Raw genomic sequence first — 15821 nt, 5'->3', positions numbered from 1 at the left:
CTAAAATTTCGAATTCCAAACCGATTTGGGTAATTTTCCGCCACGACTCGAGCGATAGCGAACAGGCAAAGCAATTCACGAATGAATTGAATAAAAATTCGTGAATTCGTGGCGGAAAAAAAAACATAAAAAAAATCCCAAACCCCAATCGTAAAATTGGAATTTGGAATTTTTATATTGAAAATTAATTTGGTTATCCTACCAAATTGATGATTTTCCCAGGAACAATAATTACTTTATTTGGTGTTCTACCATCTAATTGTCTTTGTGTTCTTTCGTCTTTCATGACGATTTCTTCGATTTGTGCTGCGGTTAAATCCAAAGGCAATTCGATTGTGAAACGCATTTTTCCGTTGAAAGAAACTGGATATTCTTTATTGGTTTCAACCAAATGTTTTTCCTCAAAAACTGGAAACGCAACCTCAGAAATTGAAGTTGTATGTCCTAATTGCGACCATAATTCTTCAGCAATATGCGGCGCGTAAGGCGAAACCAAAATGGCTAATGGTTCTAAAATTGCTCTTGAATGACAGTTTTGAGAAGACAATTCGTTTACACAAATCATAAACTGAGAAACTGAAGTATTGAAAGAGAAATTCTCGATATCTTCTGCTACTTTTTTGATGGTTTTATGCAGCGATTTTAAGTTGTCTTTTGTTGGTTCGTCGTTGTTTACGATTAGACCATTGTCATCAAAATACAATCTCCATAATTTTTTAAGAAAACCAAAAACACCTGAAATACCAGCCGTATTCCAAGGTTTTGCCTGCTCCAATGGCCCTAAAAACATTTCATATAAACGTAATGTATCTGCACCATATTCTGCACAAATATCATCTGGAGTTACTACATTGTATTTCGATTTTGACATTTTTTCAACTTCGCGGCCTACAATATATTTTCCGTTATCATCTAAGATAAATTCCGCATCAGCATAATCTTCTCTCCACGCTTTGAATTTTTCAACATCTAATTCATCAGAAGAATTCACCATCGAAACATCAGCATGAATTGGCTGTACTTTATGATCTCCAATTTTATTTTTAGAAACAAAACTATTCGTTCCTTCGATTCTGTAAACAAAAGCACTAGTCCCTAAAATCATTCCCTGATTAATCAGTTTTTTGAATGGTTCTTCGGTTGGCGCAAAACCTTTGTCTTTCAAGAATTTGTTCCAGAAACGAGAATACAATAAATGTCCAGTTGCATGTTCACTTCCTCCAATGTATAAATCTACACTTTCCCAATACGCCAAAGCTTCTTTACTTGCAAATTCATTTTCATTGTGCGCATCCATATAACGCATCCAGTACCATGAACTTCCCGCCCAACCTGGCATTGTGTTCAATTCTAAAGGAAAAATAGTGACATTGTCAATCAACTGAGTACTAACAACTGAATTCTGAACACTGTCCCAAGCCCAAACTGCAGCATTTCCTAATGGTGGCAATCCGTCTTCAGTTGGCAAATATTTCTCTACTTCTGGCAAAATAATTGGCAAATACTGCGCATCAATCATTTTTGGAAGTCCATTCACATAATACACTGGGAATGGCTCACCCCAATAACGCTGACGAGAGAAAACAGCATCACGCAAACGGTAATTGGTTTTTCCAGTTCCCTGACCAATTTCTTCCAGTTTTTCGATCGCTTTTTTAGTTCCCTCTTTATAATTTAATCCGTTTAAGAAATCAGAATTTGCGATTTCAACGTTGTCTTTAGATCCGTAAGCGGCTTCAGAAATATCAACATTGGCGAAGATATTTTTAATCTCTTGCATCCCGTTTTGGCCTTTAAAGAAATTAGCAAAAGCATAATCTCTTTCGTCGCCGCAAGGAACCGCCATAACCGCTCCTGTTCCGTAACCTGCCAAAACGTAATCTCCAATCCAAACCGGGATTGGTTCTTTTGTGAATGGATGTTCCGCATAAGCTCCTGTAAATGCACCTGAAATCGTTTTTACATCAGCCATACGTTCACGTTCAGAACGTTTAGACGTTTTTTCGATATACGCTTCAACTTGGGCTTTTTGTTCTGGAGTTGTAATTTTAGCCACCAAATCATGCTCTGGTGCCAAAGTCATAAAGGTTACTCCGAAAATAGTATCAGGTCTTGTTGTGAAAACTGAAATAGTTTCTGGTTGTTGGTTGTTGGCTGTTGGAATTACATTGAAAGTAACCATTGCGCCAACACTTTTTCCGATCCAGTTTCTTTGCGATTCTTTAATCGATTCGCTCCAGTCAATCTCATTTAAACCATTAAGCAAACGCTCTGCATAAGCAGAAATTCGCATGCTCCATTGTGTCATTTTTTTACGGATAACCGGAAATCCTCCACGTTCCGAAACTCCGTTTACAATTTCGTCATTGGCCAAAACAGTTCCTAAACCAGGACACCAGTTTACTTCTGTTTCTGCCAAATAAGTCAATCTGTATTGTAAAAGGATTTTTTCTTGTTCGTCTGATGAAAGCGCATTCCATTCTTCTGCTGAGAAAACAGCAATATTATCATCAGAAACTGCATTTACATTGGCATTTCCTTCTTTTTCAAAAACAGAAACTAATGTTGCAATATCTTCGGCTTTATCAGAATTTTTATTGTACCAAGAGTTGAACAATTGAATAAAAATCCATTGTGTATGTTTGTAATAATCTGGATTTGAGGTACGCACTTCACGTGCCCAGTCAAAAGAAAAACCAATTTTATCCAATTGTTTTCTGTAACCAGCAATTTGTTTTCCTTCTTTATCTACGCCGCCGTCAATGTTTACGCGAGTTGTATCTTCTGGACGCTGACCTGTTTGAATTGCATATTGTTCTGCTGGCAATCCGAAACTATCGTATCCCATCGGATGCAAAACATTGAATCCTTGGTGTCTTTTGAAACGAGAATAAACATCTGAAGCAATATATCCCAGCGGATGCCCAACATGCAGTCCTGCTCCTGACGGATAAGGAAACATGTCTAAAACATAATGCTTCGGTTTAGCTTCGCTCTGTTCGGCTTCGCCTCGAGTTTCAGAATTGTTTTTGGCAGCAAAAGTTTGATTTTCTGCCCAATACTTCTGCCATTTGGCGTCTATTTCGTTTGGATTGTATTTCATTTCTAAGTGACTAAGATTCTAAGCTACTAAGGTTCTAAGCTTTTCACTAATTAATTTAAGCCGCAAATTTACATTTATTGTGCATTGTAGCAAAGCTATTTACATTGACAAACAAAATAAAATAACAATTATGCATTCAAGATTAGTAAAAAAGCGCATTGTTTCGATCATAAATGCTTATTTATATCAAAATTATGGATCAAAACAGACCATACACGTACAAAAATTTGGAGCTTGCGTTTTAAATAGCTCAACATTAAAATATTTTGTACTCTTTATAATTAAATTACTTTTTTACCACTAAAATGGACTTTTTATTCGATAACGAATCGTACATTTATAGTATAAAAGTTTGTTATTAACTTTAAATAAAGAAATTCTTTATTATTTTTACCACATAATTTAAGCATACTATGAGTTCTAACTTTGATAAATTTCAAAAACGCAGGTTAATTTCCTCTTATTTTTCGGTAGTATTAAGTGTCTTTCTAGTTTTATTCCTTTTAGGAGTACTAGGATTATTTATTATTAATTCTAATAAACTGGCTGACGATTTTAAAGAAAAAATTGCAATGACCGTTTTCTTTAAAAATGAAGCAAACGATAGTATTATCAAAGCTTTTAATACTGAATTGAAAAGAGCACCTTATGCTAAATCATTTGTTTATGTCACAAAAGAAAAAGCAGCGAAAGAACACACTGATATTATCGGCGAAGATTTCCTTACATTTTTGGGAGAAAATCCATTATTGAATTCTTACGATATTCATTTAAAAGCAGATTATGTTGAAAGAGACAGCATTTTGGAAATTGAAAGCAATCTGCGTAAAAACACTATGATTTCTGATATTGTTTACGACAAACAATTGGTAAATCTGGTAAACGACAACATCAAAAAAGTTAGTATGTGGATTTTGATCATCAGTGGTTTCTTAACAGTTATCGCAGTATTATTGATCAACAGTTCACTGCGTTTATCAATACACTCAAACCGTTTTATTATTAAAACCATGCAGATGGTTGGCGCGACAAAATCTTTTATTCGTAAGCCATTTGTAATGAGAAGCGTAAAATTAGGAATGCTTGGGGCAGCTTTAGCAATAATTGCTTTAATTGCTCTTTTAGGATATGTAGAAACTAATTTTCCTGGTTTAGGAATCTTAGAAGATAAAGCTTTAATCGGGTTGGTGTTAGTAGCCGTTTTTGGATTAGGGGTTTTAATTACATGGGTAAGCACACATTTTGCAACACAACGTTTCTTGAATTTAAGAACTGACGATCTTTATTAATTTTAGATTGCAGATTTTAGATTTTAGATTGAAAAAAGCCTTCGGCTTCGTTCGGGCTGACAAACATACACAAAATAGCCTCTGACTTTACTCACGCTAAAAAATAAATAAAAAATGAAAAACGATAATAATAAAGAACAACAGCAAAAACAAGAATTCCTTTTTGACGGGATTAACTACAAAATCTTATTAATCGGAATTGCCGTTATTACTTTAGGATTTATTTTAATGTCAGGCGGAGGAAGCGATAATCCAAATGTTTTCAACGAAGATATTTTTAATTTTAGACGTATTCGTTTAGCTCCAACTACTGTTTTAATTGGTTTTGGAATCACGATATATTCTATTTTCAAAAAAACTAAATAATAGATTTATAGATTTTGGACATCGCTAAGCAAAGCGAAGTATGAAATCTAAAATCTGAAATCTAAAATTCTAAATGAACACATTACAAGCTATCGTTCTTGCCATTATTGAAGGAATTACCGAATTTTTACCCGTTTCTTCAACAGGCCACATGATTATTGCCTCTTCATTTTTTGGAATCGCTAAAGACGATTTCACTAAACTTTTCACCATTGTAATTCAGCTTGGCGCAATACTTTCGGTTGTTATTTTATACTTCAAACGTTTCTTTCAAACATTTGATTTCTACTTTAAACTTTTAGTTGCTTTTATCCCTGCTGTGGTTTTAGGATTATTACTGAGCGATTTTATCGACGATTTGTTAGAAAATCCAGTTACAGTTGCGATTTCTCTTTTAATTGGGGGTATTATTTTATTGAAAGTAGACGAATGGTTCAACAAACCAAATGATCCTGAAGTTTCTTCTGAAATCACGTATGCAAAAGCACTGAAAATTGGATTTTTTCAATGTCTGGCTATGATTCCTGGAGTTTCACGAAGCGGTGCCAGTATTGTAGGTGGAATGTCTCAAAAATTGACCAGAACATCTGCTGCCGAATTTTCATTCTTTTTAGCCGTACCTACCATGTTAGGTGCAACAGTAAAAAAATGCTATGATTATTATAAAGCTGGATTTGAATTGTCTCACGACCAGATAAATCTTTTAATTATCGGGAACATTGTTGCTTTTATTGTAGCTCTTCTAGCGATTAAAACTTTTATTAGTTTTTTGACTAAAAATGGTTTTAAAGTATTTGGCTATTACCGAATTATTGCCGGAATCATTTTATTATTGATTCACTTTTTCATTCACCCGCTTACGATTATATAATGGCACCTGAAGAATATTTAAACGGACAAGTTTTATTGATTGACAAACCATTAAAATGGAGTTCGTTTCAAGCTGTCAATAAATTAAAATACCTTTTGATTAATAAAGTTGGACTTCCAAAAAAGTTCAAAATTGGCCATGCAGGAACTTTAGATCCTTTAGCAACCGGACTTTTATTAATTTGTACTGGAAAATTCACAAAAAAAATCTCCGAGCTGCAAGGTCAGGCAAAAGAATATACAGGAACATTTTACATTGGAGCGACTACTCCATCATATGATTTAGAAACTGAAATCGATCAGACTTTTCCAACTTCTCATATTGATGAAGCTTTGATTCATGAAACTGTAAAACAATTTTTAGGCGAAATCGATCAAAAACCGCCTATCTTCTCGGCTATTAAAAAAGATGGTGTTCGTTTGTACGAGCATGCGCGTGCAGGAGAATCTATAGAAATCGAAAGCCGAAAAACGACCATTCATGAATTTGAAATAACTAGAATTGCCTTACCTGAAATTGATTTTAGAGTAGTCTGCAGTAAAGGAACTTATATTCGTTCATTGGCGTATGATTTTGGAAAAGCCATGAATTCAGGTTCTCATTTAACAGTTTTGCGACGAACAAAAATTGGCGATTACGATGTAAAAAATGCAATTGACATCACGTTATTTGAAGAAAGCCTGAAATAGATTTATAAAGAATGCAGGAAGTGTAATCTTTTACAATGACTTTAAAAGATTTTTTCTGTTTGCTTGATCACATTATTTTGAACTCCCCAGAAAAGAAATTAGCACACCACTCCAAAAAGTAATGTGCCGACTTCTAAAATAATGTTATGCCATACTTATTTATTTTAATTAATAGTGAGGAACATTTTTCCCTCCGAATAAGTATGCAGAAAAAAAATCATAAAACCTTTCGAATAACTTTTTCATAATAGTGAATTTTTAAATGGTTAGAGTTAAAATAGACACCAGTACAAGCAGTAAATCAAAAAATATATAATAGAAGTGGGATCATGACAGCAAGTTACAAAATTTTATAATAGAAAAAACATTTTCTGATTTTTTTTAAATCATTATAACATTTATTATCAATACTTTAACACATCACAACTTCAGACATTTATTACAAAAATAAAAACGTTATAATCGGTTATATTTTATATTTTCCATAATCTCAACAAGCTCTTGTTGAACAGAAATTCCCTTATCGGCCAGATACCATAATTGTAAATCTGTTTTTATTTTCTCGTCAATGGCTCCAACATCTCTTTTATGATTGTTCATCAATTCTGTCGCGCCTTTTGGTCTTGGTCCCCAATCCGCACGAACAATTCCGGCTTCTTTACAAATAACAATTATTTTTGGGATTGCTCTTCCGCCATTGGTCAGATACTGGTTCATTAATTCGTCGTTTTCGTCCCGAAGTACGATTCGAAGATCAATTTTTTTATTTGATGCTAAAGCCATCTTATTTAAAATAGGTAAAATCTGTGCTGCATCTCCGCACCAGCCTTCCGAAATCACAAGCCAGATATAATGATTATTTAAGTGCTGCAGTTTTGAAATAACATCTTCAGAAATGGTGATGGTTTTTTCCAGTCGGTTCATTCTTGCTTCGTTAAGCTTAGAATAATTGGTAAGGCTTTCAGATTGTTGGCTTCCGGTTGATTTACCTTCAGAAAGCAGATCAGTAACTAATTTTCGATATTCAACATACGAATGACTATTGAATAATGCTTTGGCTACAATACTTTTCATAGATATTTATTTTGCTACTATAAAATTACGGATTTTCGAACGATCTGAGAATGACTTTTGTCACATTCAATCTAAAAAAATCAAAAAAGTCTTTATAAAAAATTCAATCCCAGGTCTAATTAATTTTTTGTAAATTATTTTTAAAAATCAGAATATGTCTATATTTGCACAAATTAACGCAACACACAATATGAAATATAAAAGAATTCTTCTAAAACTTAGCGGAGAGGCCTTAATGGGTGATTTACAATACGGAATTGACCCGAAAAGATTAGGCGAATATGCAGATGAAATTAAGCAGATTCACGACAAAGGAGTAGAAATTGCTATCGTTATTGGAGGAGGAAATATTTTTAGAGGCGTTGCCGGTGCAAGCTCAGGAATGGACAGAGTGCAGGGAGATTACATGGGAATGCTTGCTACTGTAATTAACGGAATGGCTTTGCAGGGCGCACTTGAAGACAAAGGAATGAAAACGCGTTTGCAAACTGCTTTAAAAATGGAATCTATCGCAGAACCTTATATCAAAAGAAGAGCAGATCGCCACCTTGAAAAAGGCAGAATCGTAATTTTTGGTGCCGGAACTGGAAATCCATACTTTACAACTGATACCGCAGCAGTTTTAAGAGGTATCGAAATCAATGCTGATGTAATTTTAAAAGGAACCCGTGTTGATGGTGTTTACGATTCAGATCCTGAAAAAAATGCAGCAGCCGTAAAATTTGATTTCATTTCTTTTGATGATGTAATCAAAAAAGGATTAAATGTAATGGACACTACTGCTTTTACTTTAAGCCAGGAAAACAAACTTCCAATCGTTGTTTTTGATATGAACAAAATTGGAAACCTTCTAAAAATCTGCGAAGGTGAAAACATTGGAACTGTAGTAAATATATAGTCGTCAGTAAAGTTTACAGTCACAGGTGCTGACTTTAACTGAAACTGAGAATAAAAAACTGAAAACTAAAAAAAATGACTGAAGAAATCGATTTTATATTAGAAAGTACTGAAGAATCTATGAACGGTTCTATTGCACACTTAGAAAAAGAATTTCTAAATATTCGTGCAGGAAAAGCTTCTCCAGCAATGCTTGGAGGTGTTTTTGTTGATTACTACGGATCTGCAACACCACTTTCTCAAGTATCAAAAATTAGTGTTCCTGATGCTAGAACAATTACATTACAGCCGTTTGAAAAAAACATGCTGTCTGCAATTGAAAAAGCAATTATGGTGGCTAATATTGGTTTCAACCCAATGAACAACGGAGACGTAATCATCATCAGTGTGCCACCTTTAACAGAAGAGCGCCGTCGTGATTTGGCAAAACAAGCCAAAGCAGAAGCTGAAGATGCAAAAATTGGTATTCGTAACTCTCGTAAAGATGCCAATACAGACATTAAAAAGTTAGAAAAAGAAGGAACTTCAGAAGATATCTGTAAATCTGCAGAAGAAGAAGTGCAAAACTTAACAAATGCATACATCAAAAAAATTGACGAATTATTAGCTTTAAAAGAAGCTGAAATCATGAAAGTCTAATTTTTTGAAAATGAAATTTAAAAATCCGTTTGGTCAAAGTGTGCCAAACGGATTTTTTTATTATTACTTTTGCATACCAAAATCAAATTTTATTCGTTTCTGACACTATATAATTCTGTATGAGGCTTTTTTGTTTCTTAACTTTATTTTTTACACTTAGTATTCAGGCGCAGTTTCAAATAAACGGAATTGTAACCGATGCAGACAACAAACCTCTTCCGTTTGCAACCATTACTACTATAGATAACAACAATACAATTACAGATGTCGACGGAAAATTCATTTTAAATTTCAGTTCAAAATCAAGTTTTTTTACGGTTTCTTATATTGGTTTTCAAACTAAAAAAATTGCTATAGACGAAAACAAAAAGTTTTATCCGATTTCTTTAGTGCAAAAAACAGATGATTTAAAAGAAGTGGTGGTTTCAAATGAAAATCCAGCTTTGACGATAATCAAAAAAGTTATTGCCAATAAGAACAATAACAACCCACAGAAAAAGCTCAAAACTTTCGAATATAAAACTTATAATAAACTTATTGTTACCGCAAATCCTGATTCAATTCAGGGAAGAATAGACTCTTCTGCCACTTATAAAGATCTCGAGAAAAAGAAAATCAACATCGATTCATCTGATTATAAGTTCAAAGAAATCATTACCAAACAACATTTATTTCAAACTGAAAAAGTTTCACAATACCAATTTGGCGATCGTAAGCTTAAGGAAACAGTGCTTGGCACCAAAATAGCTGGTTTTAAAAATCCTATTTATGAAGTTATAGCTTTTAACCTGCAGTCGATTTCTATTTACGATAATAAATATGAACTTTTTGAAACCAAATACGAAAACCCAATTTCGAATACCGCTCCTGCTTCGTATAATTACAAACTTCTTGACACCGTAAACATAAAAGGCCGCGAAACTTTTATGATTTATTTTAAACATAAAAGAAAAAGCTCTGGTCTTGAAGGTGTTTTGTATATCGACCAAGAAAATTTTGCCATTGCAAAAGCAGTTATGCGTATTAAAGGCGTTTTAGACATTAGCGGTATTCATGAATTTGAATATGTGCCGAGCGAAAAGATATGGTTTCAGAGCAATACCACTTTCAAAATTGTAAAAGGAAAAAATGATGATGATATTAAGATTTTAGGAGGTACCATTCAATTTGACGGCGATATCTCTGACGATTTTGAGCCGAGAAAAAAAACTGCTTCGGATTTTACCTATTTGCTTTCTGAAAGCAACAATTTCGATATTCATTATAACAATCCCACTGTTATTAAAAATCCATCACTTTATATTGAAATTAAAGATGATGCAAGCCAGAAACCTGAAGAATTCTGGAATACTTACCGAAAAGCAACATTAGACGAAAAAAGCGAAAAAACTTATGAATTGCTAGACAGTTTATCTGTAAATCGAAGAATTGAAAAACGTCTTGGTTTTGGCCGAAAAATATTAAACGGTTACATTCCAGTTGGTCCAGTTGATCTGGATTTGAAGAAAATAATCAGCTATAATAATTATGAAGGATTCCGTTTGGGACTTGGAGGCATAACCAATGAGAAATTTTCAAAAAACTTCAGAATTGAAGGATATAGTGCTTACGGAACAAAAGATGGTGTTGTAAAATACAATCTGGGCGTTGGATTTTTATTAGACAAAAACACCAACACTTGGTTAAACGGATCGTATACTGATGATATTCGAGAGATTGCGAGTACCGTTTTTGCGGTTGACAAACGTGTTTTTAAAATCTATGATCCACGACCAATCAACATTAGTACTTTCTATAAATACGACAGCTGGAAAGCCAATATTCAAACGAAAATTATTCCGAAAACAGAAGCGGTTGTTGAATTAGCCAGAACGTATGTTGAACCTAAGTTCGATTATCTTTTTAATTACAACGAACATTTGTATTCAAATTATATTATGACAACGGCAATGGTTTCTATTGTTTGGGCGCCTTTTAGCGATTTCATGCAGACACCAACCGGAAGAAATGAATCAGATAAACGATTTCCTAGATTTACATTTCAGTATACGCAAACGCTGCCAAACGTATTAGGAAATGATTTTACTTTTGGAAAAATAGATTTCAAAACCGAATACGAAAAGAAGTATTTAAACGGACAAAAAACAAGTCTGCTTTTACAAGGTGGTTATGCCATGGGCGATGCCCCGTTAACGCATTTATACAACACAATGCCCAACAACCTTACGAAAGAAACCATAATACAGCGTATTACTTTTGCGGGAAGAAACAGTTTTGAAACGATGTTTTTTAATGAGTTTTTCTCGAGTCAATACGTGTTTTTCCAAGCCAAGCACGGATTTAAACGAATGCAGATCGTGAAAAAAGTAAGTCCCTCTTTGGTTTTGGTTACCAGAATGGCTTGGGGACATATGGAAAATCCGGAACAACATGTTGGTCCTTCTTATAAAACTTTAGATAAAGGTTTCTTCGAATCTGGTCTTGAGCTCAACAAAATCTACAAAGGTTTTGGTCTAGGCGGATTCTATCGTTACGGACCGAATCAATTATTGAAATTTGAAGATAATATCGCGGTTAAGATTTCTTATGTTATTGATCTAGGGCTTTAAATTCCAATTTTAAAAATTCCAAACTCCAATACTTTCTTAAACTTTTTTTTGCCACGAATTCACGAATTTCACTTCGTAACTTTGCGCAGTTTAGCACTAGATTACACAAATTTTTACAAATAATTAAGTAGTAATTCGTGAAATTCAACTAGAATTTTAAAAGGTTAAAGCAATGAAATTCGTGAATTCGTGGCAAAAAAAATCCCAAATCCCAATCGCATTGCATTTGGAATTTAGGATTTATTTATGGGAAATTAGCCCTTCTAAGGTTTAAGTATCAAAACCGAAGGCGTATTATTCAGCCATGTACTTTGAGATTCTATAAGCTTTTTCCAGCTTTCTAAACTAATCATCATTAAATCCTGGCTTTCTAAAAATTCTTTTTTAAGCGTTCTGTCGTGCATAATCATAATGTGATTTGGAGCAATCTGTTCGATAGAACGTATTGTTTCCTGAATTTCGCGTGTATTTTTCACTTCGCCACTCGCATCCAGAACGATAATTTGTGAACCATTATTATTGATTAATTTCTTGGCATATTCAATTAAAAAAGCATCTTCTTTGGTAAAAACCGGAATAAATACCTGATTAACTTCTTCTAAATTCTTATCAATGAAAATACCAACCGGCATTTTTGTTTTCGCAAGAATATGACGGGTTCTTTCATCAAAAGGATTATTTTCAAACAAACCTTCTTTTCCAGTAAACTTATCAATCAAACGATCTGGATTTACAATTCGGGTTGTAAAACCAAGAATCTTTCCAAGCAATGTTCCGTCAAAAATCGATTGTCCCAAACCAACCAGTAATAAATCATATTCCCCTTGATTCGCAGCATCGACAATATCGGTATCAATATCATTAGACACTTTAAATAGACTTACCATATTCTGATTCAGTTTATGAGATTCATCAACAACCGGAACCAGCATTTTGCGTTCGTGTTCTTTTACATCAAACGAATGTATTTCGGTACTTAAAGACAAATGCATGGCGGTAACAATAGAATTGTCTTGTTGTTTTTTCACTAAACTATTAGCAATTTTCAACAGCTTTTTACCTCTTTCAGGTGTTGCAAACGAAAGCAGCACTTTGTATTTGCTTTTATTGCCAATTTCCTGCGGAATAGCTGTTATTTTATCTTTAAATAGAAATCCGATAAAATCCAGAGCAGGTCCAGTCATAAAAGTAGTCACAAGAGCCATAATTACCATCATGGTAAAAACTTCTGTAGATAAAACGCCTAGATCATAACCAATATTTAAAACTACAAGTTCCATTAAACCACGAGTATTCATAAGAGCTCCAATAGCCAGACTGTCTTTCCAATTTTGCCCCACAAATTTTGCCGCCAACGCGCTTCCAAAGAATTTACCAATAACAGCAACTGCGATAATCAATCCTGTAATTTTCCATAATTCAGGATCATTCAAAAGACCAATCTGCGTTCGCAAACCTGTAAACACAAAGAATAATGGTAATAATACAATGATCGAAACATCTTCTACTTTTTCAATAAATATATTTCTGAATTTATTGTTTTCCGGCATAATTGCACCTGCAAGGAAAGCGCCAAACAAAGCATGAATTCCGATTAATTCTGAAGCATAAGACGAAATTAAAAGCGTAATAAAGAAAATCGCAACAACTGGTTTGTTTAAACTTTCGCGCGTTGCATTCAAATCTCCTACTCTTTTTAGGAACGGACGCACGATTTTCAGCATGATAATCACATATAAAACCGCCATTCCAATTACATATAAAGAACTTGAAAGTGAACCTGCTTTTACAATCGCGATTACAACTGCCAGAATACACCAAGCGGTAACATCATCTGCGGCAGCGCAAGTAATGGCAATAGTTCCAAGTTTGGTTTTCTGCATGCCTCTTTCTTGAACAATTCTGGCTAAAACAGGAAAAGCGGTAATACTCATGGCAATTCCCATAAACAAACCAAAAGAAGAAAACTCAACACCTTTTGGAGCAAAAGTTTCATAAATAAAATAGGCTAATGTAACTCCTAATGTAAACGGAATTACGATACTCGCATGGCTGATAACCACCGCATCGTGTGCTTTGTTTTTTAAAACTTTCAAGTCTAATTCCATTCCAATCACAAACATGAAAAGAATTAAACCTATCTGGCTTAAAAACTGGAGATTTCCTAAAGATTCTTTTGGGAATAAAGCCGCTGAAAATTCCGGAAAGTACATTCCAACTAAAGAAGGCCCTAAAACAATTCCGGCAATCATTTCACCAATTACAGAAGGTTGTCCAATTTTTCTAAAAAACCATCCGAACAAACGTGCCGTTAGAATAATCGTTACAATTTGAGCCAGTAAAATTGCCAGAGGATGCTGAAGATTTTGCACCATCGAATTTAAAAAGTCATTCCAGTGGTTGCTTTCTACTTGCTTTTTTACAATTTCACGTCCAGTTTCAAGAGCCGCTCCTTTTGTAATAATCCAATACATCAGCGCTGTAAAACCACCAATCACTGTAACGTAGAATAAAGAGTTTTTAAACTTGTTCATAACGCATTCTTTTAATTTTATGCGGCAAATATCAGAACAGAACTTTACGTGAAAAAGTGATTTTTAAGCTAATTTTCAAACCATGTAACAAGACCGAAAAACTTTGTAATAAGTTATATTTTTACCTTTCTCAAAAAATCAGAACGATAGGTTTCGCTTAAAATCAGAGTCGTGTTTTTGTGGTTTTCTTCAACATGATGAAGTACAATTTCGTTATGATTAAAAAACTTAATGGCTTTTACAGCCACAATTTCTTTTTTATTGACACGGCAGAAATCAGTTTCGGGAAGTTCTTTTAAAAGCGTATCAAATTTTACATTTTTCAAATTCAGAAAACTGCCGTCGGCCATTAAAACCGTTTTATCACGGCTGTCACTTAGAGCTGTTTTAATGTATTGAATTTTATTAAAATACAACAGCGTCTTTCCTTTATCAGTATTTAACTGAATGAATTTTTTAGCCGAATCTGATTTGTCAAAACGTTCAAAAGCTTTTGTAATGGCTTTTTGCAGACGTTCTAATTTTACGGGTTTTGTAATATAATCGACCGCATCAATATTAAAAGCTTCTGCCGCATATTCTTTATATGCCGTGCAAAAAATCACCAGTTTGTCTTGTAGTTTTTCAGCCAGATGCAGACCATCAATACCCGGCATTTCTATATCCGAAATCAATAAATCGAAATCAAGATTAGAAACATCAGATAAAAGTTTCTCAGGATTGTTGTATGTCTTTACGATTTCCAGTTCTGGAATTTGTTCGCAAAGCATTTTCAGGTAGGTCAATCCCGGAATCTCATCGTCCAGAAGCAAGCATTTCAGTTTTGTATTCAAGTAAATCTATTTTTAGATGAGCAATATATACACCATTTTCTATAAACTTATCCAGTTTAAAATTATTCTTGTAAATGATGCGCAAACGATGTTCGAGTGTGGCTTGACCTAATCCGCTTCGTTCTTTTTTCAAAACCTTTTTATCTGAAATTTTATTCGAAACCGTCATAAAAAAAGCATTGTCTTTAAACTCAAACACAACCGAAATAAAAGCATCTGGACTTTGCAGATCGGCGTGTTTAAAAGCATTTTCGATCAGATCAATTGAAATCAAAGGCGCCATCAAAGGCTGATCGTATAATTTATCTTCTTTATTAATATTGGTTTTAACCTTCAACTCAAAAAGCGGACTGATTTTAATTTTGTTGATTTCAATTAAATTCAACGCAAAATCAATTTCTTCTCTCGCTGTGACAAATTTATTTTTGCTTTCATACAAAATGTAATCAAGCACATTTGCGAGTTTATCGAGTGCGAAATACGTTTGGTAAGCATGCGACTGAATTGAATTTAAAATATTTTTAAACAAATGCGGATTGAGTTTTGACTCTAAGTTTTCTAACTGAAGATCATTCACTTTTACTTCGAGTGCGTAGAAACTTTTTTCGGCATCATCCTTTGCTTTTTTGGCCTGCATGAGCTGGTACATCATGATACAAATAATGACAATCAGCAATAAAAGAATTGCTAAAAAAATAAAAGTTGTCGTATTGTTTTCCTGCATTGTATTTGTTTTTACTGCTGTAGATTTTGCAGATTAAAAAAATCGAATTCTTTTTCTTTCGATGTAATTTCAATACAAATATGAGAAAAGCAGATGATTCTATCGCAAAAATTACGAAATTATCGTCTGTAAAAGACACTGAAATTTGTGTTAACATTAAGTAAAATAGAGTTGATTATTTATGATTTCGAGC

General features: G+C 33.8%; 12 protein-coding genes. 7 read left to right on the top strand and 5 right to left on the bottom strand.

All coding sequences use genetic code 11. The features are described from left to right. Positions 1 to 193 precede the first annotated feature (193 nt). Positions 194 to 3103 (bottom strand): leucine--tRNA ligase, encoded by a 2910-nt coding sequence (leuS, locus tag P2W75_RS07295; protein WP_276379834.1) that lies wholly within the window; start codon positions 3101 to 3103, stop codon positions 194 to 196. A gap of 413 nt (positions 3104 to 3516) precedes the next feature. On the opposite strand from leuS, the gene P2W75_RS07290 reads away from it, so the two are divergent. From P2W75_RS07290 to truB, 4 genes are all read left to right on the top strand, one after another. Further along, complete coding sequence (locus tag P2W75_RS07290; protein ID WP_207294510.1) at positions 3517 to 4392, top strand: ABC transporter permease; 876 nt, start codon at positions 3517 to 3519, stop codon at positions 4390 to 4392. Positions 4393 to 4506: 114 nt separating this feature from the next. After that, entirely contained in the window at positions 4507 to 4758 is a 252-nt protein-coding gene (locus P2W75_RS07285; protein ID WP_207294509.1) for a DUF3098 domain-containing protein, read from the top strand. Positions 4759 to 4831: 73 nt separating this feature from the next. Next, complete coding sequence (locus P2W75_RS07280) at positions 4832 to 5629, top strand: undecaprenyl-diphosphate phosphatase (protein ID WP_207294508.1); 798 nt, start codon at positions 4832 to 4834, stop codon at positions 5627 to 5629. Continuing rightward, positions 5629 to 6318 carry a tRNA pseudouridine(55) synthase TruB gene (gene truB, locus P2W75_RS07275; RefSeq protein WP_207294507.1) on the top strand — a complete coding sequence of 230 codons (690 nt, stop codon included), beginning with the start codon at positions 5629 to 5631 and terminating at the stop codon, positions 6316 to 6318. The genes P2W75_RS07280 and truB overlap by 1 nt, the downstream gene beginning before the upstream one ends. A 456-nt stretch (positions 6319 to 6774) precedes the next feature. Here the strand turns inward: truB and P2W75_RS07270 are convergent, their stop codons facing one another. Beyond that, entirely contained in the window at positions 6775 to 7392 is a 618-nt protein-coding gene (locus tag P2W75_RS07270) for a thioredoxin family protein (RefSeq protein ID WP_276379833.1), read from the bottom strand. A gap of 190 nt (positions 7393 to 7582) precedes the next feature. Here P2W75_RS07270 and pyrH point away from each other — a divergent pair, with 190 nt between their 5' ends. The 3 genes from pyrH (at position 7583) to P2W75_RS07255 (ending at position 11537) form a co-directional block, all read left to right on the top strand. Continuing rightward, entirely contained in the window at positions 7583 to 8290 is a 708-nt protein-coding gene (pyrH, locus tag P2W75_RS07265; protein ID WP_207298697.1) for a UMP kinase, read from the top strand. A 74-nt stretch (positions 8291 to 8364) separates the two neighbouring features. Further along, positions 8365 to 8928, top strand: a complete 564-nt coding sequence (frr, locus tag P2W75_RS07260) for a ribosome recycling factor (protein WP_207294505.1) — start codon at positions 8365 to 8367, stop codon at positions 8926 to 8928. A 119-nt stretch (positions 8929 to 9047) separates the two neighbouring features. Next, positions 9048 to 11537 carry a DUF5686 family protein gene (locus P2W75_RS07255; RefSeq protein ID WP_276379832.1) on the top strand — a complete coding sequence of 830 codons (2490 nt, stop codon included), beginning with the start codon at positions 9048 to 9050 and terminating at the stop codon, positions 11535 to 11537. A gap of 263 nt (positions 11538 to 11800) precedes the next feature. Here the strand turns inward: P2W75_RS07255 and P2W75_RS07250 are convergent, their stop codons facing one another. The 3 genes from P2W75_RS07250 to P2W75_RS07240 all read right to left on the bottom strand — a co-directional run bounded on the left by P2W75_RS07250 (position 11801) and on the right by P2W75_RS07240 (position 15628). Then, positions 11801 to 14071, bottom strand: a complete 2271-nt coding sequence (locus P2W75_RS07250) for a cation:proton antiporter (protein WP_207294503.1) — start codon at positions 14069 to 14071, stop codon at positions 11801 to 11803. A 113-nt stretch (positions 14072 to 14184) separates the two neighbouring features. Continuing rightward, a complete protein-coding gene (locus P2W75_RS07245; RefSeq protein ID WP_207294502.1) occupies positions 14185 to 14904 on the bottom strand; it encodes a LytTR family DNA-binding domain-containing protein in 720 nt (239 codons plus the stop codon). After that, positions 14867 to 15628, bottom strand: a complete 762-nt coding sequence (locus P2W75_RS07240; protein WP_207294501.1) for a sensor histidine kinase — start codon at positions 15626 to 15628, stop codon at positions 14867 to 14869. Before P2W75_RS07240 ends, P2W75_RS07245 begins: the two co-directional genes overlap by 38 nt. Positions 15629 to 15821 lie beyond the last annotated feature (193 nt).

This window comes from Flavobacterium sp. H4147, assembly GCF_029360735.1.
Lineage (GTDB): Bacteria > Bacteroidota > Bacteroidia > Flavobacteriales > Flavobacteriaceae > Flavobacterium > Flavobacterium endoglycinae.
The sequence above is the reverse complement of the archived record's forward strand: the minus strand, read 5'-3'. Positions and strand labels throughout refer to the sequence as shown.